Origin of the sequence: Thermovenabulum gondwanense (assembly GCF_001601575.1) — a bacterium.
Classification (GTDB): Bacteria; Bacillota; Thermosediminibacteria; order Thermosediminibacterales; family Thermosediminibacteraceae; genus Thermovenabulum; species Thermovenabulum gondwanense.
On record NZ_LOHZ01000042.1, the window covers coordinates 1 to 22,221 of the forward strand.

A 22,221-nucleotide genomic window follows, 5' to 3' on the forward strand; every position below is an offset into this window, starting at 1 on the left:
TAGCCCAGGTTGTAGCTCAAGAAGAAAAACCGGGCAATTTCATATTAATGCATGCCATGGGACCAAATGTAGCCGGGGTTATTGGTACTGCAATAGTTGCAGGTGTGTTGCTTTCCCTTTACGGATAAACTAAATTGGGAAAGGAGTATGTCGATTGCAAAAGAAAAAAATCGGCATAACGGATACTATTTTAAGGGATGCTCACCAATCCCTCATTGCCACCAGAATGAGAACCGATGAGATGCTAACGGTTGCTGAAAAATTGGATGAAGTAGGTTACCACTCTCTTGAAGCATGGGGAGGAGCTACCTTTGATAGTTGTCTTAGATATTTAAACGAAGATCCATGGATAAGATTGAGGCTTTTACGGGAAAAAATCAAAAAAACCCCATTACAGATGCTTTTAAGGGGACAAAATCTCCTGGGGTATCATCATTACCCCGATGACGTAGTAGAACTTTTTGTTAAAAAATCAATAGAAAACGGTATAAGTATTATTAGAATTTTTGATGCTCTTAATGATATAAGAAATATGGAAAAAGCTATAGAAGCCACGAAAAAATATAAAGCTCATGCACAGGGTACCATCGTTTATACAATTAGTCCCGTGCACAATCTGGAATATTACATAGATATAGCAAAAAGATTAGTGGCCCTGGGCATAGATTCATTGTGTATAAAAGATATGGCAGGACTTCTTACACCTTATAACGCATATGAATTAGTTAAAAAACTAAGAGAAGAAATAGCCTTGCCAATTCAAATCCACAGTCACTATACCAGCGGGATGGCTTCTATGGCATATTTAAAAGCTATTGAAGCAGGGGCTGACATAGTTGATACTGCTCTTTCCCCCTTTGCTCTTGGAACTTCACAGCCTCCAACAGAGACAATGGTAGCGGTGTTAAAAGATACCGAGTTTGATACCGGCCTTGATTTGGAACTTTTATCCTCTATTTCAGATTATTTTAAAAAAGTTAGAGAAAATTACAAAATAGACAGTGTAGTTACAATCATTGATACTGCAGTCTTAAACTATCAGATACCTGGAGGAATGATTTCAAACCTTACCAGTCAGTTAAAGCAGCAAAATGCTCTGAATAAACTCCCCGAAGTATTGAAAGAAGTGCCGAGGGTGAGGGAGGATTTGGGTTATCCTCCTCTTGTAACCCCTACCAGTCAAATTGTCGGTACACAGGCAGTAATAAATGTTATAACTGGAGAAAGATATAAGGTTGTAATTAATGAAGTCAAGAATTACATTAAAGGTTATTACGGTAAACCGCCGGGTGAAGTAAATCCGGAAATTAAAAAGAAAATTATAGGTGATGAAGAGCCTATTGATTGCAGACCTGCCGATTTATTGGAGCCAGAATTGGAAAAGGATTTTGAAGCAATTTCAGGATTTATAGAAAAAGAGGAAGATGTATTAACCTATGCCTTATTTCCTCAAATAGCATTAAAGTTTTTTCAGGAAAGAGAAGCAGGCAAATATAAATACGATTCCAATCTTCTTGTTGAAGATAATAAATTTAAATACTATCCTGTATAAAAATGGCCCCTATTATAGGGGCTTTTCCATTTTAATAATTCAATCATTTTTTTAAGAGGGCATTATTATACATAAAAGTAGGATGCATTGGAAGGTGGTTTTATGAGAAAGAATTTTTTTATCATCCTGCTTTTATGTATAATATTGGTATTTTTTGTCATTATTTTAATTTTCATATATCAGCAAAATAATGATATTCTTCCGTATAATGTGCGTATAGGTCCTATAGATGTAAGTAAATTGAGAAAAGAAGATGCATCTTTAAAAATTCAATCTTATATAGAAGAAAAAAATGATCAAAAAATAATATTCAGATATAATAACAAGAAATACGAAATTACAGTAGGAGAACTAATTATATTTAATCCCGAGAAAAGCATAAAAGAGGCTTTACTTATAAAGAAAGAAGAATTTTTTTTAAAATCCTTTTATTTAGACAAATTTAATAAAAGAAAAGTAACGATTATTCCTTTGAACTACGCCATTAACGAGCAAAATCTTCAAAGTATCATTACCAAAATAGAAAAGGAAATCTGCACCTTACCTCAAAACGCACGATTTACATTTAGACAAAACAAACTTCAAATAATAGATGAAAAGGAAGGTACCGAAATAGATAAGGAACTTTTAAAAACAATGATTTCAAATAAAATATTCGATGATGAAATTATAATTGATCTACCATTAAAAAAAATAAAACCTTTTTATACAAAAGAAAAATTAAAAAATATGAATATTAAATATGAAATAGCATCCTTTTCAACCAGATTTAATTTAAATCAAAAAGATAGGATAAATAATATCAAATTAGCTTCTGAAATTTTAAACGGGATAATTATTGCTCCAACTGAGGTTTTTTCCTTTAACGAAACCGTTGGAGAAAGGACGAAGGAAAAAGGTTATACAGATGCACCGATATATTTCAATAATGAGGTCATCCAGGGAACGGGTGGAGGTGTATGTCAAATTTCCACTACCCTTTATAATTTGGTTCTCCTCGCAGATTTAGAGGTAATCGAAAGGCACCATCACTCTATGCCGGTAGGTTATGTCCCTCCAGGAAGAGATGCAACCGTAAGCTATGGTATATTAGATTTAAAATTTAAAAACAGCACGGGAGGTTATTTGGTATTATCTACTGAAATAATTGGAAATAATCTTGTAATGAAATTTTTTAGCAATGAAAAATTCAATAAAAAAATAGATATCATTTCTGAAATAGTTAACACTTTTCCTCCCGGGAAAATACAAAAAATAGATAATAATTTGGAGTTAGGTAAAACACGAATAGAAGAAGGAAGACCGGGTTGCAAAGTAAAGGTATGGAAAATAATAAATTATCAGGATAGAATTGAAAAAAAATTAGTTTCTATAGATACTTATAAACCATTAAATACGATCGAATATGTAGGTAAAAAGCCTATTTCAAGCCTAAATCAATATATAGATAAAGAAGATCCCTCAGTCGAAAACAATACTAATGATTTATTAGATATTAATGCGGTAAATCAATAATTATTTATAAAATGACCTCGTTAGAGGTTATTTTTTTATTTTCAATCGCTTTATAAATTGTTATAATATCAGTTGAGAAATCGGGGGAGAATAAAATGGAATTGAACGAAATAATAAAAACCTTTAACGGGAGAGAGGTTAAGCTTACAAAAAAAATTGAAATTCTTTTGTCCCTTCAAAAAGAATTTGGACTTCAATTTCAAACCTATGATGATATTCTGGAAAAATTAAAGGAAAAAAATGAAACGGCAAAAATAATGAAAGATTTTATTTATAAAAAAATAAAAGATTATCTTATTGAATGCAGAAATTGTTCCCTCTGTTTTGCTGAATGTCACACACAAAAAGTAGCCGGAGATGGTAACTTTTCTTCTCCTATTGTTTTAATAGGAGAAGGACCGGGAGAAGAAGAAGATAAATTGGGTAAGCCTTTTGTAGGACGAGCCGGCCAATTGTTAAACACCTTGCTCAGCAAGTTTAATGTCGATAGAAATCGTATATATATTACTAATGTAGTTAAGTGCAGACCTCCGAAAAATAGAACTCCCTACGTTAATGAAGTAAAAGCATGTTCAGAAATATTAAATTTAGAATTAGAGTTTATTTCACCGAAAGTAATCATAACCTTAGGTTCTACTCCATTAAAATTTTTTAGACCCGAGCAAAGTATTACTAAAATGAGAGGTATTTGGATAAAAGAAAAAAATTATTGGATTATGCCCACATATCATCCAGCTTATATTTTAAGACAAAGAGGAGAAAGGCTTGAAACTACTAAAAAAGAGATTTATTCTGACTTTAAGAATGCCTTTTTAAAACTTAAAGAGTTATTAAATTAGCAACATACTTACAGAAGGAGTGATCTTTTTAGTGAAATATAAGGTTATTACCTGGGGATGTCAAATGAACGTACATGATTCCGAGGTTATATCGGGTATGCTCGAAAAGATGGGATATGTTCCTGCAGAAGGAATAAAAGATGCTGATATACTGATATTAAATACATGCAGTGTAAGAGAAACCGCTGAACAAAAGGTTTACGGTCGTTTAGGACAATTGAAACCATTGAAGCAAAATAAGCCAAATATGATCATAGCCATCACCGGTTGCATGATACAGCAACCTCATGTGGTTGATTTTATCAAAGATAAATATCCATTTGTTGATATTATTTTTGGAATTCATAATGTCAGCAAACTACCTCAACTAATAGAAACCGTAAACTATTCAAACTATACTATTGTTGAAACCATTGAAAATGAAACATGGCTGGAGGAAGGATTGCCCTATTTAAGGGAGGATAATATAAAAGCCTGGGTTACCATTACTTATGGTTGTAATAATTTTTGCACCTATTGTATCGTTCCTTATGTAAGAGGAAGGGAACGGAGCAGAAAGCCCGCAGATATTATTAATGAAGTTAAATCTCTTGCAGAAAAAGGAGTTAAGGAAATAAACCTTTTAGGCCAGAATGTTAACTCTTATGGAAAAGATTTATTGGATGAAAGGATCACTTTTGCCCAATTACTTTATGAATTGAACAAAATCAAAGGAATTGAGAGAATTAGATTTACCACTTCCCATCCCAAGGATTTAAGTAATGAACTCATATTTGCCATGCGAGATTTAGAAAAAATTTGCGAACATATTCATCTTCCAATTCAGGCGGGTAGTAATAAAATATTAAAATTAATGAATAGAAATTACACCAGAGAACATTATTTAGAACTAATTCAAAAATTAAGGGACGAGATTCCAGAAATTGCAATATCTACCGATATTATTGTAGGATTTCCAGGAGAAACCGAAGAAGATTTTTTAGACACTCTCGATATTGTTCAAAAAGTTCAGTACGATCAAGCATTTATGTTTATGTATTCAAAAAGAAAGGGAACACCAGCTGCTGAAATGGAAAATCAAGTAGAGGAAGAAGTAAAAAAAGATAGATTGGAAAGATTAATGAAACTTCAGGATTCTATATCTGCTAAGAAAAATGAGCAGATGAAAGAAAAGTTAGTGGAAGTGCTCGTTGAAGGCTATTCTAAAAAAGATAAAGGTAAATTAACTGGAAGAACCAGGACAAATAAAATAGTAAATTTTAAGGGTTCGGAAAGCTTAATCGGTCAACTTGTAATGGTAAAAATTGTGGAACCTCATACTTTTTCCTTGTTTGGAGAGCTTTATAACTTTCAAGGGGGTTAAATTATTTTAATATGGAAACTCCAATGATAAAACAATATAAAGAGATTAAAGAGAAATATAAAGATTATATACTATTTTTTAGATTGGGCGATTTTTACGAAATGTTTTTTGAAGACGCTTTTACAGCATCAAGAGAATTAGAAATAGCACTCACTTCAAGGGATTCAGAAAATAAGGTGCCCATGGCTGGAATACCCTACCATGCAGCAGATCAATATATAGCAAAACTTATTGATAAAGGCTATAAAATTGCTATTTGCGAACAAATGGAGGATCCTAAACTTGCCAGAAACATTGTTAAAAGAGAAGTAGTAAAAATTATTACACCGGGTACAGTAACGGATATAAACTTCTTAGACGAAAAAAAGAATAATTACCTATGTACAATTTACAAATCTGAAAATAAATTTGGTTTGGCTTTTGCCGACATATTAACCGGGGAATTTATAACTACCGAAATATCTGCTGAAGATAATTTTCAAGAAGTAATCAATGAATTATATAAATTTTCTCCTACTGAATGCATTGTTAATGATGAAATCTTAAATACTACTATTTTAAAGAAGAATTATTTTGATGCCAATCATTGTACTCTTACTTTAAAAGAAGAGAACTATTTTGATGTGGATTTTACTTTGCTTTCAAATAATTTTGATGTGGACTCTTTAAAAGCCTTAGAAGGCAGGCCTTTTTCACTAAAAGCATCCTGTGCCTGCCTAAAATTTTTAATTGAAACTCAGATGCAGCAATTACAGCATTTTAATAATATTAGATACTACGAACCATCGGAGTATATGATACTGGATGCTAATACAAAAAGAAGCCTTGAACTAACCGAATCTCTTTTTGAAAGAAAAAGACAGGGGAGTCTTTTTTGGGTGTTAGATAAAACTCAGACTGCCATGGGAGCAAGGTTACTAAGAAAATGGATTGAACAACCTTTGATTGATCCCATAAAAATAAAGGAAAGGCTGGATGCGGTCGAAGAATTATTTGAAAACTTCTTTAAAAGAGAGGAATTAAAAAATGAACTAAAGAATATATACGATTTGGAAAGACTTACTGGAAAATTAGTATGCGGCAATGTAAACGCAAGAGATTTGCTGGCCATAAAAAATACTATATCTCGTTTTCCCCGAATAAAAAATTTGATAAAAGATTTTTCTTCAAAACTTATAAGATCTTTAGAAAAACAATTGGATAGTCTACACGATATTTTTGACTTATTAGATAGGGCAATAAATGAGGATCCTCCTCTGTCAGTAAAAGAAGGGAATATAATTAAGGACGGCTTTGATGAAAACATAGATAAACTTAGGAAAATTGCCTTTAAAGGAAAAGATTTTATCGCAGAATTTGAAGCAAAAGAAAGAGAAAGAACGGGTATAAAGTCTTTAAAAGTAGGTTATAATAAAGTTTTTGGATATTATATAGAAATTACTAAAGCCAATTTAAATCTAGTACCCGAGGACTATATAAGAAAGCAAACCCTTGCTAATGCAGAAAGATATATTACCGAACAATTAAAAGAATATGAAGAAATGATACTCGGTGCTGAAGAAAAACTTATGGAACTTGAGTACAAAATGTTCTGTGAAATAAAAAAGGAACTTTTAAAAAACATTAACCGTTTTAAAACCAGCGCTCTTTCAATAGCCACGTTAGATGTTCTTTTGTCTTTTGCTCAGGTTGCAAGAGATAATAACTACGTAAAACCTGAAATTACTACCGGTAACGAAATTGTCATTATTGAAGGTAGACATCCTGTAGTTGAATTAACCTTAAAAAACGATCTTTTTATTCCCAACGATACGTATATAAACTGCAAGGACTCAATGATTTCAATAATTACCGGTCCAAATATGGCAGGAAAATCAACATATTTACGTCAGGTAGCATTAATTGTGCTAATGTCTCAAATTGGAAGTTTCGTACCTGCAAAAAAAGCAATAATCGGAATAGTAGATAGAATATTTACAAGAATTGGCGCTTACGATAATTTGGCCTACGGCCAGAGTACTTTTATGGTAGAAATGATGGAGGTTGCAAATATATTAAAAAATGCAACACCTAAAAGTTTAATAATACTTGACGAAGTTGGAAGGGGTACAAGCACTTATGATGGTTTAAGCATTGCATGGGCTGTGGTGGAGTACATTCATAAAAATGTAAAAGCTAAAACCTTATTTGCCACACATTATCATGAAATTACAAAACTTAAAGAACTTTTCGGAATAAAAAATTATAAAGTTACTGTAAAAGAAAAAGGAGATGAAATATTATTTTTAAGAAAAATTATTCCGGGAGAAGCAGATAAAAGTTACGGAATAGAAGTAGCAAAATTAGCAGGACTGCCAAAAAGTTTGATAAAAAGAGCCAGCGAGTTATTAAAAAATCTTGAGAAAAGTTTACCAGAAAAATCTTATGTAAACAATTCGGGATTACCGGAAAATGATAATGAAGATTCTCAATTGGATTTAGAGAAAATTAAGAATGAAACTATTATTCAAAAATTAAGAGATATAGATATTAACACTATGACGCCATTAGAAGCTTTAAATTTTCTTTACAAATTGAAAATGGAGATTTTGTGAGGGGAAGAGAAAATGGGTAAGATAAAAGTGCTAAGTGAAGATGTGGCACAAAAAATTGCAGCAGGAGAAGTGATAGAAAGACCTGCATCGGTAGTTAAAGAGCTAATTGAAAATTCCATTGATGCAAATGCTAAAAATATTTTAATAGAAATTAAAGATGGCGGGAAAAAGCTTATAAAAGTTTTAGATGATGGACAAGGGATAGCATCTGAAGATGTACTTCTGGCATTTGAAAGGCATGCTACCAGCAAAATATCCAAACTTGATGATATTTTTGCTGTAAAAACCCTTGGATTTAGAGGTGAGGCATTACCAAGTATTGCTTCGGTTTCAAGAGTAACCATGATTACCAGGACTAAGGAAGAAAATATTGGAACCAAATGTATTGTTACGGGAGGAAAAGTTGAATATTTTGATGAAGCTCTATCAAAAGAAGGGTGCACCATCATTGTAGAAGATTTATTTTTCAATACCCCGGCGCGATTAAAATTTTTGAAATCTTCTTCAAAGGAATCAGCCTATATTTCGGAAATAATATCAAAATATGCCTTAGGGCATCCTGAAATTTCTTTTAAACTCATTATAGATGGAAGGGAAATTTTCACTACTTCGGGCAATGGAAACATAAAAGAAGTTTTTGCTAAAATTTATGATTTTGAAGAAGCAAAAAATCTGATAGAAGTTGAAAAACACTATGGCATTTTGAAAATAAAAGCTTATTTATTACCACCTCAATTTTCGAGAAATAATCGATCCTATGAGATATTTTTTGTGAACGGAAGATATATCAAAGATAAAAATCTATCTTTATTTCTGGAAAAAGGTTATTCGCCCTTTTTGCCTGCAGGTAAATTCCCTGTTGCAATAATATTTATTAACATCGACGAATCTTATGTGGACGTAAATGTACACCCTTCAAAAACTGAAATAAAATTTAAAGATGAATATAAAATTTACGAAGCGCTATTACTGATGATAAAAGAGGCATTAAGAGGCGATGTTTTGATTCCCAAGGAAAAAATTTCAATTAATAAAAATTTTATAAAAGAAGAAAGGATAGATTTTTTAAACAATCCAGCTGTTGAAAATAAAATTAATTCCATTAATAGGGAATATTTCTGTAATTTTGAGGATAAAATAGAAAAAAAAGTAAATGAGGTTAACCAATATATTAAAGAATTTAGTGAATTTTATAGTACAGCAGAAATAATAAAAAATGAAGTTGTAAATAAAAGTTTATCAAAAGAAACCTCTACCAATAATTTTAAAGTAATAGGTCAGATATTTAATACTTATATTATTTTTGTGGATGATAATAATCTTTATATCCTTGATCAACATGCGGCCCATGAAAGGATTTTGTATGAAATGTATCTTACCTATTCAAAATGTTTTGTTATTCAGGAACTCGTTGTTCCGCACGTTTTAAAACTGACCCATTCGGAAATGGAATTTTTCAAAGATGCCATAGATATTTTTAAAAAAAACGGATTCGATTTAGATATATTTGATAACAATTCCATAATAATACGAGCTATTCCCTTTACCTTTGGAATTCCTAAGGATCCTTCCTACATAAAAGAAATTCTTGATGAATTGCGGGAAGAAAATTTTCCGAAAGATAAAAATAAAATTGCGGCATCCTTAGCATGTCATGCCGCTATAAAAGCTGATGAAATTCTAAGTATTGAAGAAATGAATAAACTTATTAAAATGCTATTTGAAACTGAAAATCCATATAATTGTCCCCACGGCAGGCCTACGATTATTTCCTTTTCTTTATACGAATTAGAAAAAAAGTTCAAGAGGGTTATTTCTTGAAAAAAGATAAAAAACTATTGCTGGTAATTGTCGGACCTACTGCTGTGGGGAAAACCGAAATAGCAATTGAAGTAGCAAAAATAATTGATGGGGAAATAATTTCTGCAGACTCTATGCAAATTTATAGATATATGAACATTGGCACAGCAAAACCGACCGAAGAAGAAAAAAATGGTATTCCCCATCACTTAATAGATATAGTAAATCCTGATCAGGAATTTACAGTTGCAGATTATAAGTACTTAGCAGAAAAAGCTATTGAAGAAATTACAAAAAGAAATAAAATACCTATACTTTCCGGTGGAACAGGATTATACATAAACGCAGTATGTTATAATTACTCTTTTTCTGATTTTCATAAAGATGAGGAATTAAGAAGAGAGTTAAACCTTTTAGCAGAGAAAAACGGAAATGAATATTTATATAATATTTTAAAGGAGGTCGATCCGAAATCTGCGGAAAAAATTCATAAGAACAATAGAAAAAGAATGATAAGGGCCTTGGAAGTATATTACAGAACTGGAAAACCTTTTTCATTATTTGAAAACGAAAATGACAAAAAAGAAAGTCCTTATGATTTAATTATTTTTGGTCTTACCAGACCAAGGGAGGAATTATATGAAAGGATAAATAATAGAGTTTTAAAGATGATAGAAGATGGGTTAATAGAAGAGGTTAAAAACTTATTAAAAATGGGATATTCAAAAGAGTTGAATTCAATGAAAGGCTTGGGGTATAAAGAAATTATTGAGTATTTAGAAGGTAAAGCTTCGTTAGAAGAAGCAATTTATAAAATTCAACGGGATACCAGACATTACGCCAAACGCCAGTATACATGGTTCAAAAAAAATAAAGATATAATTTGGTTAGACGTTTCTATGGAAGGAAAAGAAAAAATTATCCAATATATTGTTTTAACAGTTGAAGGAAAATTAAAAAATTATTAGAATATATTCTGTAGATATAAATATGAAGGGGGACATAGAATGTCAAAAAATCAAATTAATATTCAGGATGCTTTTTTAAATCAAGTAAGGAAGGAGAACATAGCAGTAACGATCTATCTCATAAATGGTTTTCAAATAAAAGGTCATGTGAAAGGTTTCGATAACTTTACTGTGGTTTTAGATTCCGAAGGTAAGCAGATGTTAATTTATAAACATGCCGTCTCTACCATTTCTCCTCAGAAACCCGTATCCTTTACCAATAACAACAATACTGAAAAAAAACAGGAAGAATAATAAACTCGTGAAAAAACTTCCGGGAAATTCACCCGGAAGTTTTTAATTTTAACTTATTTGTATCAACTACTTTGTATTTGTCATATTATATCTCTAAGGGTTAATTTTAAAAATTTTAAGGTGAAAATCATGTTAGAAATAAAAAATCCAATTTATAAAGATTGCAATGATATATTAAATATGGTTTCTAACGGGTCCCTCTCTCCGCTCGATGCACTATCGTTATTAAAGGAAATGGAAATTAAAAAAAACGAATTAAAAAGAAATAAGGAAGAAAAGGTTAAAGAAGTATTAAATGAACTGGATAGTTTGGTAGGGTTGACCGCAGTAAAACAACTGGTTAAAGAATTACATGCTTTCGTGGAAATCCAAAAAAGGCGAAAAAAAGAAGATTTGATTGCTGAACCTTTAGTTCTACACATGATATTCAAAGGTAGTCCCGGTACCGGTAAAACTACCGTAGCAAGACTAATAGGAAAAATGTTTAAAGAAATGGAAATTCTCCAAAAAGGACATCTTGTCGAAGTAGAAAGAGCTGACCTCGTGGGAGAATATATAGGACATACAGCACAAAAAACAAGAGAACAAATCAAAAAAGCTATAGGAGGAATTTTATTTATAGACGAAGCTTACTCTCTTGCAAGAGGAGGAGAAAAAGATTTTGGAAAAGAAGCAATAGATACTCTGGTAAAAGCTATGGAAGATTATAAAGACAATTTAATAGTTATACTTGCAGGTTACAAGGATGAAATGGATTGGTTTTTAAGAACGAATCCCGGCCTTCGATCAAGATTTCCAATCCAAATAGAATTCCCGGATTATACCTTAGAAGAACTAATACAAATTGCAATTTTAATGGCTGAAAAAAGACAATACAAATTTACACCTGAAGCTATTGAAAAATTAAAATATATACTTTTAGACAGCAAAAAATCCATTTACTTTGATAAATTAGGAAACGCAAGACTGGTGAGAAATCTGCTTGAAAAAGCCATCAGAAAACAGGCTTTAAGACTAATCAACCAAAAAAAAATCTCCAAAGAAGATTTAATATTAATAAAACCTGAGGATATTTTACCCTTAGAGGATTATTAAAAAAAAACTTGACATCGTTTATATTCATGTTATAATCATTATAAATAAATAGTCACCTTTAAACTGGTCCCGTGAGGCTGGTAAGGTGAGGCGAAAAGATAGAAGGAAAAAAGCCTTTCTCTGCCTGACGGAGGAGGGCTTTTTTTTTGCCTAAATCCGTTGTAGATTAATAATATTCTAAAAAAAATCCCTATGCCTCACGGCATAGGGATTTTTTTAAGGAGGAATATATTATGTTTAAAAACTACGGGCTGCTGGGTATTGAACATTTAGAAAGAGAAGAAATTGAAAAAATATTGGAACTGGCTTTTTTTTACAAAGACTGCATCAGAAAAAATATTAAAAAATTATCCGCACTTAAAGGAAAATCAGTAGTTAATTTATTCTACGAACCCAGCACCAGAACAAAAAATTCCTTTGAGTTAGCTGCAAAATACCTTGGCGCAAATGTAATAAATTTTACCACTCAGGGAAGCAGCGTACAAAAAGGAGAAACATTAAAAGATACCGTCTCGACTTTAACTGCCATGGGAATTGACGCTGTAATTATAAGACATAATGTTTCAGGTACTCCAATGTATTTAAAAAAATATATAAATCTTCCTGTAATTAATGCAGGAGATGGAATGCACGAACATCCTACCCAGGCTTTACTAGATATGATGACTGTTATGGAATACAAAGGAACTCTTAAGGACTTAAAAATCGCGATAATTGGGGATATCGCTCACAGCAGAGTAGCTAAATCAAATTTAATAGGGTTTTCCAAAATGGGAGCAAAAGTATTTGTAGCAGGTCCTTCTACATTAGTTCCTGAAGCAGCCAAAAAGTTTGGCGCAATAATTAGTTACAATGTAAAGGAAGCCGTAAAAGAAGCAGATGTGGTAATGGGGCTTAGATTACAATTGGAGCGACAAAAAAAGAATTTATTTCCCAGTACCGGTGAATATGCCAAATATTATGGAATCAATTCAACGGTGTTAAATTTAGCTAAACCGAACGTGTTACTGTTACACCCTGGTCCTGTCAATAGAGAAGTTGAACTTACTTCTGAAGTAATGGATGGAGAAAAGTCCTGTATTGGCGAACAGGTTACAAATGGTGTGGCCATTAGAATGGCGGTTTTAAATCTTCTCATAGGAGGTAATGAGTATGAAAAAGCTGTTTAAAAATGCAAGGGTTATAGACCCATTTCAAGGAATTGATGATATTTTTGATCTATTAATCGAGGGTGAAAAAATAGCAGCTATAGACGTAAATTTAACGATATCCGATGCAGATGTGGAAGATCTTTCCGGAAAAATAATTACCCCTGGGTTGATAGATATGCATGTACATTTTCGGGAACCCGGTTTTGAAAAAAAAGAAGATATTAAAACGGGGATGCTTGCTGCTGCAAAAGGTGGTTTTACCGCCGTAGCCTGTATGCCCAACACAAATCCTCCATTAGATAATCCCTATTTGATTAAGTATGTGATTGATAGAGCCAAAGAATATGACCTAATAAGGTTATATCCTATAGGATGTGTTACTAAAGGAAGATTGGGACAGGAACTTTCTGAAATTGGAAAGATGTGTGAACAAGGAGCTGTAGCATTTTCGGATGATGGTAATCCAATTTCGAATGGTGCATTAATGAGAAGAGCCCTTCAATACGCAAAAGGGTTTGATAAAGTAATAATAGATCACTGTGAGGATTTAAGTCTATCCGAAGGCGGTCAGATAAATGAGGGCTATATGAGCTTTAAATTGGGTCTAACAGGAATTCCGTCATCGGCCGAAGAGATAATGGTCGCAAGGGATGTAATCCTTGCAAAGGAAACCAATTCTAAAATTCATATTGCTCATGTAAGTACAAAAGGATCGGTAGAAATCATAAGAAGAGCCAAGGAATCTGGAATTAATGTAACCTGTGAGGTAACCCCCCATCATCTAATATTAACAGAAGATATGGTAGAAGAATACAATACCTTTGCAAAGGTAAACCCGCCTTTAAGAACCTTGGAGGATATAGAAGCTCTGTTAGAGGGATTAAGGGATGGAACAATAGATTGTATTGCCTCAGACCACGCCCCCCATACTAAGGAAGAAAAAGAAATGGAATTCGAATATGCTCCTTTTGGAATATCTGGTATAGAAACATCCTTAGGAATAATTATTGACAGATTGGTATCAAAAGGGATTATATCTTATGCTCAAATGGTAGAAAAAATGTCCCTGAACCCTGCAAAAATATTGAACATTAATGGAGGCAGGTTAAAAAAGGGAGATTATGCTGATATTACAATTATTGACCCGGATTTGGAATGGGTAGTCAATAATAAAGAATTTTTATCCAAAGGTAAAAATACACCCTTTAATGGTTATAAACTAAAGGGTAAAGCAATCAGGACTATTGTAAGAGGTAAAGAAATTTATAGGGAGGACTATTATGAAAGCTTTGTTAGCACTGGAAGACGGTTCGGTATATGAAGGGATTGCTGTAGGTTCAAGCGGAACGAAATACGGTGAACTGGTTTTTACAACGGGCATGACGGGATATCAGGAAATTTTAACCGACCCTTCCTATGCTGGTCAAATTATTTTATTTACTTTTCCCCTAATAGGCAATTACGGTACGTTTGATGAATTTCAAGAATCCACAAAAATTTACGCAAGAGGTGCTATAGCAAAAGAAATAAATGAAATGTCCTTTACTGATATTGAAAATTTAACAAATTATTTAATTAAAAATAAGACATTAATGATAACCAATATTGATACAAGGGCAATCACTTTAAAACTTAGAAATTATGGAGTTATGAAGGCAGCTATTTCAAGTGAATTAAATAAATCCGAACTTATCGAATTTGTAAAAAAAGCTCCAGGTTTATCTGAAGAAAATCTTATTAAAGAAGTAACCTCTTCTGAAAAGATAATTTACAAACCTACCTCCCAGGCTGAAATCCCTTTAAGAATAGGTGTTATGGATTTTGGAGTAAAAAAAGGTATTATTAATGAGTTATTAAATAGAGGTTGTGAAGTGGTTGTTTTCCCAGCATTTACTTCTTATAAAGAGATTTTAAAAGAAAATTTAGACGGATTAATTTTGTCTAACGGGCCCGGTGATCCAAAGAATGTTCAATTTGCCATAAAAAATATTGAATACCTTATCGGCAAATTACCCATTTTCGGTATATGTCTTGGACATCAACTCCTGTCCCTTGCTTTAGGCTGTGAAACTTACAAGTTAAAATTCGGCCATCGAGGTTCTAATCATCCCGTAATAGATTTAAAAATCAAAAAAGCTTTTATAACTACTCAAAACCACGGTTTTGCAGTTTCTGAAAAAGGTTTAGAAAAGAATGTTAAAATCACTCACATAAATGCGAATGATAAAACTATAGAGGGTATTGAATGCCCGGATTATAATATTTTTTCAGTACAATTCCATCCAGAAGCTTGTCCTGGTCCAAATGATACAAATTATTTATTTGATAAATTTATCAGATTAATTTTAAAGGAGGAAGCTAATGCCTAAGGATCAAAATTTAAAAAAGGTATTGATTATCGGTTCGGGGCCAATAATAATCGGACAGGCTGCTGAATTCGACTACTCTGGCACCCAAGGATGTCTTGCATTAAAGGAAGAAGGTATAAAAGTAATACTTTTAAACAGCAATCCCGCTACAATTATGACCGACCCTAAGGTAGCGGATAAGGTATACATGGAACCAATTAATATAGATTTCGCAGAAAAAATTATACAAATAGAAAAACCCGACGGAATTCTGCCCACCCTCGGTGGGCAAGCAGGATTGAATCTTGCTGCAGAACTTTACGAAAGAGGAATTCTTAAAAGGCAAGGTGTAAGATTACTCGGTACCCCGATTACTGCAATTAAAAAAGCGGAAGACAGAAAGCTTTTTAAAAATTTAATGATAAAAATTGGTGAACCAGTACCGGAAAGTGCGATAGTAAAAAACGAAAACGAAGCATTAGAATTTGCAAAAAAGCATGGTTTTCCTCTTGTAATAAGACCTGCTTATACCTTGGGAGGTACAGGTGGAGGAATTGCATTTAATGAAAAAGAACTAATAGAAATTACAAAGTTAGGACTTCTATATAGCAGGATAAAACAGGTTTTGATTGAAAAAAGCTTACTCGGTATGAAAGAAATAGAATACGAAGTAATCAGGGACAAAAAAGGTCAATGTATAACAGTATGTAACATGGAAAATATTGACCCGGTTGGGGTTCATACTGGAGACAGCATAGTAGTTGCACCAAGTCTTACACTTAGTGACAAAGAATATCATATGTTAAGAAAAGCCGCAATAAAAATTATAAATGCTCTTAAAGTAGAGGGAGGATGTAACATTCAATTTGCCCTCGACAGTAAAAGCGGTAAATATTATGTAATAGAGGTTAATCCAAGAGTATCAAGATCCAGTGCTCTCGCATCAAAAGCCACAGGTTATCCAATCGCAAAAATAGCTGCAAAAATTGCCCTGGGTTATACCCTTGATGAGCTGAAAAATCCGATTACCGAAAAAACAGCCTTTTTTGAGCCGGCTTTAGATTATGTTGTAGTAAAATTACCTCGTTTCCCCTTTGATAAATTTGAGGATGCGGATAGGACTTTAAATACCCAGATGAAGGCTACAGGTGAAGTAATGGCAATAGGCAGAACCTTTGAATATGCGTTAATGAAGGCAATTAGGTCTTTAGAACAGGGCTATTTAGGACTAATAATATCAGATTTCAGTAATATTTGCGATGATGAACTTTTAAAATTAATTTGTATTCCAACGGATAAAAGAATTTTCGCAATAGCTGAAGGCCTTAGAAGAGGACTAACCCCTGAATTAATTTCAGAGAAAAGTAAAATAGATCGCTTTTTTATAGAAAAAATAAACAACATCGTAATTGCGGAAAAACAACTCATAGAAAATCCCACCGAAGAAACAATTAATAAAGCAAAAATGATGGGCTTCCCCGATAAATTAATATCGGAAATAATAAACAAAAATGAGGAAGAAGTAAAACAAAAAACTAAAATCCGTATCTCTTATAAAATGGTAGATACCTGTGCAGGAGAATTTAAAGCCTTCACTCCCTATTATTATTCGAGTATTGGTGAAGATAATGAAGCTCATCCATTAGAGGGAAAAAAAGTAGTGGTAATAGGTTCCGGTCCTATTAGAATAGGGCAGGGAATAGAATTTGATTACTGCAGTGTTCACGCTATTAACGGAGCAAAAAAAGAAGGATATAAGGCTATAATTATTAATAATAACCCCGAAACGGTAAGTACCGATTTTACAATAGCCGATAGGTTATATTTTGAGCCCCTGTATGTAGAAGATGTACTTTCAGTTATTGAAAACGAAAAACCAGATGGGGTGTTACTGCAATTTGGAGGTCAAACTGCTATAAATTTAGCAGAAAAATTAGCCCGAAAAAATGTAAAAATCTTCGGTACTCCCGTAGAATCAATAGATATTGCCGAGGACAGAGAAAAATTTGATAATTTACTGGAAAAATTAGATATAAAAAGACCTCCCGGTGTCGCAGTGAAAAGTAAACAAGAAGCTGTATTTGCGGCATCAAAAATAGGTTTTCCTGTATTAATAAGGCCCTCCTATGTTCTGGGCGGCAGAGCAATGGAAATTATATATAGCATAGAAGAACTCGAAGAATATCTAACAAAAGCAACAAAAGTGTCGGAGGAAAAATCTATACTAATTGATAAATATATTTCAGGCAAAGAGGTGGAAGTGGACGCAATATCGGATGGAAAAGAAGTATTAATACCCGGAATTATGGAACATATAGAAAGGGCAGGAATTCATTCGGGAGATAGCATTGCCATTTGCCCTCCCAGAGATTTAAAAAAGGAAACCATAGAAAAAATAATTAATTATACTGAAAAAATATCTATAGCTTTAAAGGTTCGAGGTTTAATAAACATTCAATTCGTGGTGGATAAAGATGAAGTTTACGTCATAGAAGTAAATCCCAGATCCAGTAGAACCGTTCCATTTTTAAGTAAAATAACAAATATTCCTTTAGCAGAAATAGCAGCAAGGATTGCATTAGGAAAGAATTTAAAGGAATTGGGTTTAAAAGGAGGTCTATATAAACAGGATGGAATATTCGCGGTAAAGATGCCGGTATTTTCTTTTTCAAAGCTAAAGAAGGTCGAACCTTCCTTAGGTCCCGAGATGAAATCCACCGGTGAGGTTATAGGAATTGATAAAAACCTCGAAAAGGCTTTGTATAAAGCGTTTTTAGCCACAGGTGTGAAAATATCCGGCCAGGGGACTATTTTAGCAACCATTGCCGACAAAGATAAAAAAGACGCAATTAACTTATTAAAAAAATTTCATGAACTGGGCTTTTCGATCATAGCTACGGAAGGAACAGCAAAAGCTCTTGAAAAAGCAAAAATCCCTGCGGAAAAAGTTAAAAAAGTGAATGAACAAGAACCTAACATTTTAGATTGTATAAGGGAAGGGAAGGTACAGTTAGTTATAAATACCCTCACAAAGGGGAAAGCACCCGAAAGGGATGGATTTAAAATAAGAAGGGCTGCTACCGAAACCGGTATACTTTGCATTACTTCAATGGATACTGCAAAAGCTTTATACAAGGTTCTTCAATCAATAACTTTAAAACCTGTAAGCATAGATTGTTCCGGAGGGTTAAAATGAAGATAAATGAGAAGGGAATAATTTTAGAAAACAAAAAAATTAGCAATAATATACATTTATTAAAAATACATGCACCCAAAATATCCATATTTTCACATCCCGGTCAGTTTGCCATGCTAAAAATAAATGATAATACACCCTTTTTAAGAAGACCTTTTAGCTTTGCCTGGACGAATAAAGAAAAAGGGGAAATAAATTTTTGTATAAAAGTAGTTGGAGAAGGGACAAAATACTTATCCAGGAAAAAGCCAAAAGAAGTATTAGACATCACTGGTCCCTTAGGAAATGGCTTTCCAATGGTAAAAGATTTTTTAGAATTTAAAAGCATCGTTATATTAGGTGGAGGTATGGGAGCGGCTCCCTTAGTCTTCTTGGCAAAATACTGTAAGGATTTGAAAATAGAAAAAATTGCATTTTTAGGAGCAAAAACAAAAGATGAAATTATTTTGAGTGATGTTTTTGAAGAAACAGGCTTCAAGGTAAATATTTCCACTGATGACGGCAGTAAAGGTGTTAAATCGAGTGTTTTGGAATCGTTAGTTTCTAAACTTGATAGCATAAAAAAGCCTTTCATTTTATATGCTTGTGGGCCTAAAAATATGCTAAAAGGCTTAAAAAAGTTAAATTTAAAAGATTGCAAAATTTACGCGTCCTTAGAAGAAAAGATGGCCTGTGGAATAGGAGCCTGTTTGGGGTGTGCCGTGAAAACATCCGAGGGGAGTTATAAAAGGGTCTGTAGAGATGGTCCGGTATTTAATATCAACGATATTGATTTTGAGGAGGGTTAAAATGGAGAATAATATCTTAAATAAAGTAATAGTAGCACTGGATTTTTCCGATGAAACAAAGGCTTTAGAGATAGTAGAAATTTTGAAAGATGATATTAATATTTTCAAAATAGGTTTGGAGCTTTTTATATCCAGCGGTCCAAAAATTATAGAAAAAATCCGTTCGAAAAACAAACAGGTATTTCTCGACTTAAAACTTCATGACATTCCCAATACTATTAAAAAAGCTTTAAATGCTTTGATGGAGTACGATATTTTTATGACCACAATTCATGCATTGGGTGGCAGAAAAATGTTAAAAGAAGCAAGAGATTCAATAATTGAATCTTCGGAAAGGAAAAATAAGAAAAGACCCTTGCTGATAGCCGTAACTTTATTAACAAGTTTATCCACTGACGATCTTGTTGAAATAGGCATAAAAGAAGATTTAGAAGAAGAGGTTTTAAATCTTGCTAAGATTTCAAAAGAAGAAGGCATAGATGGAATTGTTTCATCGCCTTTAGAATTACCTTATTTAAAAAAAGAGTTTAAAAATGAACTATTATTAATAACTCCTGGAATAAGGAATGGGACCGTTCACATACCTGGTGATGATCAAAGGCGTAGTTCAAGCCTTAAAAAAGCTATTTATCAAGGTGCTGATTATGTAGTGATTGGAAGACAAATAACATTAGCAGAAGATCCAAAAAAAGCTTTATATTATTTATTAGGTCAGGAGTGATGAGGTTTGGATTATTTAATAGAAAAATTCGCGCAACTTGGAGCAATTAAAAAAGGACATTTTCTGTTATCGTCCGGAAAACATAGCGATACTTATATTCAGTGTGCAAAAATTTTTGAATACCCTTTAGAAGCACAGAATATAGTAAATATATTAGCGCAAAAATTATATGGGCAAAAAGTTGACACCGTAATTGGTCCTGCGATTGGAGGTATTACAGTAGCTTATGAAATGGCCAGAGCACTTGGCGTCAGGGCTATTTTCGCAGAAAGAGAAAAGGGAATATTTACCTTAAGGAGAGGGTTCGAAATAAAAGAAAAAGAAAAACTTTTAGTAGTAGAAGATGTAATTACAACGGGAGGTTCTGCCCGTGAAGTAATAGACCTGGTGAGAAATCTAAATGGAGAAGTAATCGGAGTAGCTTCTTTAGTCGACAGAAGTAAAGAAAAAGATATTTTTGATCTGCCTTTTTATAGTTTAGTGAAGATAGACCTTGAAATATATGAGGAGGAGGATTGCCCGCTTTGCAAAATAGGAATTCCATATGTAAAGCCAGGGAGCCGGGAATTAAAAAAATAAATCTGGAAGTAAAAATAGGAGATATTAACTTCAAAAACCCTGTTATGAACGCGTCTGGCACCTTAGATTTTTTCGAGCATATGGATTTTTTTAATGTAAATGAAATGGGAGCCTTTATTCATAAGAGCATCACTTTAAAAAAACGAAAAGGAAATCCACCTCCGAGAATTGCTGAAGTATTAGGTGGTATGATAAATTCTATTGGAATTCAAAATGAAGGTGTTGATAAGTTTTCGAGCTTCTGGCAAGAAAATAAAGATTTTGTAAAAACAAATTTCATTGTCAGTATCGCCGGTACCTACTATGCTGAATATGAAGAAATTGTAGAGAAACTGGAAAGCAATAGTTTCTTTTCTGGCTATGAAATAAATATATCCTGTCCAAATATAGAAAAAGGGGGAAGATCTTTCGGACAAAGCCCCGAGGATACTTATGAAGTTGTTAAAAGAATAAAAAATAAAACCAGGAAAACTATAATAGTTAAATTAAGCCCTTTTGTAACTGATATTACAGAAATTGCAAAGAAGGCAATAGAAGCGGGAGCAGATGCCCTTACAGTTGCCAATACAATTCCTGCTATGACAATAAATTTGAGGACCAAAAAACCGTCGTTAGGAAATATTATCGGAGGTTTATCCGGACCCGTAACCAAGCCGATTATTATGAAGCTAATTTATGAAATAATAAAAAAGAATATCAAAATTCCAATTATAGCCTGCGGAGGAATAACAAATACCGAAGATGCTTTGGAATATTTAGCCTTAGGTGCAAGTGCTGTTCAAATTGGTACAGCAAATTTTATTAACCCCCTTGTAATTAAAGAAGTAATAGAAGGATTAGAAACATATTTGTTACAACAAAAAATCTATAACATAATGGAATTTATTGGAATATTAAAAATTTAACACATTTTATTTAGTAAAATTAATGCAAATAGAAGGATTTTAAAAATAAATGTAGAATAAATAATAAAAATCCAAAATGCACTGTAACTCTTTAAAAAGTTACCACGCATTTTGGATCAAACAGGCAGGAAGTTTATTATGATTTATCCAAAAAATACAATTTATATAGTAGGTTTTTTTAAATACTTCGTTAATAAAATCCAGCCAATACGTTCTCAATGCGTATTTGGCTGGATTTATTTTTTTGGAGGTGGTTAAAACGAAAATTGTAGTCATTAATATAAGAACTGCTATATTTATTCGGTATGGCCGGGGCTTGCAATAATGATTATGGTATTTTCTTTTAATCTTTTAGGAGACGGCTTGAGGGATGCTTTTGATCCTAAATTAAAACGATAAATTATCTATAATTACCTATAATGAGGGATTTAAAATGAATGTTAAAAATATCAACAAATTATTTTTTATACTAATACTCTTTTGTTTTTTAATATTCTTAGGAGAGTGTAATAA

18 protein-coding genes and 1 pseudogene are annotated in these 22,221 nt (G+C 32.7%); all 19 read left to right on the forward strand.

Features of this window, described 5'->3' with window-relative positions; all coding sequences use genetic code 11:
- Positions 1-128: sodium ion-translocating decarboxylase subunit beta (locus tag ATZ99_RS12230; RefSeq protein WP_187694799.1), on the forward strand; the 128-nt coding region annotated here is incomplete at its 5' end.
- Positions 129-154: 26 nt separating this feature from the next.
- A complete protein-coding gene (locus ATZ99_RS09450; RefSeq protein WP_068748991.1) occupies positions 155-1,552 on the forward strand; it encodes an oxaloacetate decarboxylase subunit alpha in 1,398 nt (465 codons plus the stop codon).
- A gap of 102 nt (positions 1,553-1,654) precedes the next feature.
- A complete protein-coding gene (locus tag ATZ99_RS09455; protein WP_068748992.1) occupies positions 1,655-3,067 on the forward strand; it encodes a VanW family protein in 1,413 nt (470 codons plus the stop codon).
- Positions 3,068-3,162: 95 nt separating this feature from the next.
- Positions 3,163-3,906, forward strand: a complete 744-nt coding sequence (locus tag ATZ99_RS09460; RefSeq protein WP_068748993.1) for a uracil-DNA glycosylase — start codon at positions 3,163-3,165, stop codon at positions 3,904-3,906.
- A gap of 31 nt (positions 3,907-3,937) precedes the next feature.
- On the forward strand, positions 3,938-5,269 hold the full coding sequence (gene miaB, locus ATZ99_RS09465) for a tRNA (N6-isopentenyl adenosine(37)-C2)-methylthiotransferase MiaB (protein WP_068748994.1): 1,332 nt from the start codon (positions 3,938-3,940) through the stop codon (positions 5,267-5,269).
- Positions 5,270-5,280: 11 nt separating this feature from the next.
- Positions 5,281-7,863, forward strand: coding sequence for a DNA mismatch repair protein MutS (gene mutS / locus ATZ99_RS09470; protein ID WP_068748995.1), 2,583 nt, complete (start codon positions 5,281-5,283; stop codon positions 7,861-7,863).
- 12 nt (positions 7,864-7,875) lie between these two features.
- Positions 7,876-9,684, forward strand: coding sequence for a DNA mismatch repair endonuclease MutL (gene mutL / locus ATZ99_RS09475; RefSeq protein ID WP_068748996.1), 1,809 nt, complete (start codon positions 7,876-7,878; stop codon positions 9,682-9,684).
- Positions 9,681-10,631, forward strand: coding sequence for a tRNA (adenosine(37)-N6)-dimethylallyltransferase MiaA (miaA, locus tag ATZ99_RS09480; protein WP_068748997.1), 951 nt, complete (start codon positions 9,681-9,683; stop codon positions 10,629-10,631). The genes mutL and miaA overlap by 4 nt, the downstream gene beginning before the upstream one ends.
- Positions 10,632-10,670: 39 nt before the next feature.
- Positions 10,671-10,925 (forward strand): RNA chaperone Hfq, encoded by a 255-nt coding sequence (hfq, locus tag ATZ99_RS09485; RefSeq protein ID WP_068748998.1) that lies wholly within the window; start codon positions 10,671-10,673, stop codon positions 10,923-10,925.
- Positions 10,926-11,054: 129 nt separating this feature from the next.
- On the forward strand, positions 11,055-12,020 hold the full coding sequence (spoVK, locus tag ATZ99_RS09490; protein ID WP_187694844.1) for a stage V sporulation protein K: 966 nt from the start codon (positions 11,055-11,057) through the stop codon (positions 12,018-12,020).
- Between the two features lie 230 nt (positions 12,021-12,250).
- Positions 12,251-13,189, forward strand: coding sequence for an aspartate carbamoyltransferase catalytic subunit (locus ATZ99_RS09495; protein WP_157074750.1), 939 nt, complete (start codon positions 12,251-12,253; stop codon positions 13,187-13,189).
- Complete coding sequence (locus ATZ99_RS09500) at positions 13,173-14,492, forward strand: dihydroorotase (protein ID WP_068749000.1); 1,320 nt, start codon at positions 13,173-13,175, stop codon at positions 14,490-14,492. Before ATZ99_RS09495 ends, ATZ99_RS09500 begins: the two co-directional genes overlap by 17 nt.
- Positions 14,452-15,540, forward strand: a complete 1,089-nt coding sequence (gene carA / locus ATZ99_RS09505; RefSeq protein ID WP_068749001.1) for a glutamine-hydrolyzing carbamoyl-phosphate synthase small subunit — start codon at positions 14,452-14,454, stop codon at positions 15,538-15,540. Before ATZ99_RS09500 ends, carA begins: the two co-directional genes overlap by 41 nt.
- Positions 15,533-18,715: a carbamoyl-phosphate synthase large subunit gene (gene carB / locus ATZ99_RS09510; RefSeq protein ID WP_068749002.1), complete on the forward strand. Its 3,183-nt coding sequence runs from the start codon at positions 15,533-15,535 to the stop codon at positions 18,713-18,715. Before carA ends, carB begins: the two co-directional genes overlap by 8 nt.
- Complete coding sequence (locus ATZ99_RS09515; protein WP_068749003.1) at positions 18,712-19,503, forward strand: dihydroorotate dehydrogenase electron transfer subunit; 792 nt, start codon at positions 18,712-18,714, stop codon at positions 19,501-19,503. Before carB ends, ATZ99_RS09515 begins: the two co-directional genes overlap by 4 nt.
- A 1-nt stretch (position 19,504) precedes the next feature.
- Positions 19,505-20,224: an orotidine-5'-phosphate decarboxylase gene (gene pyrF / locus ATZ99_RS09520; RefSeq protein WP_068749004.1), complete on the forward strand. Its 720-nt coding sequence runs from the start codon at positions 19,505-19,507 to the stop codon at positions 20,222-20,224.
- A 6-nt stretch (positions 20,225-20,230) separates the two neighbouring features.
- A complete protein-coding gene (gene pyrE / locus ATZ99_RS09525; protein ID WP_068749005.1) occupies positions 20,231-20,803 on the forward strand; it encodes an orotate phosphoribosyltransferase in 573 nt (190 codons plus the stop codon).
- Positions 20,749-21,708, forward strand: coding sequence for a dihydroorotate dehydrogenase (locus ATZ99_RS09530; RefSeq protein WP_068749006.1), 960 nt, complete (start codon positions 20,749-20,751; stop codon positions 21,706-21,708). Before pyrE ends, ATZ99_RS09530 begins: the two co-directional genes overlap by 55 nt.
- A gap of 306 nt (positions 21,709-22,014) precedes the next feature.
- Positions 22,015-22,107, forward strand: a pseudogene (locus ATZ99_RS12235) (ABC transporter permease); the annotation flags it as partial.
- Positions 22,108-22,221: the final 114 nt, after the last annotated feature.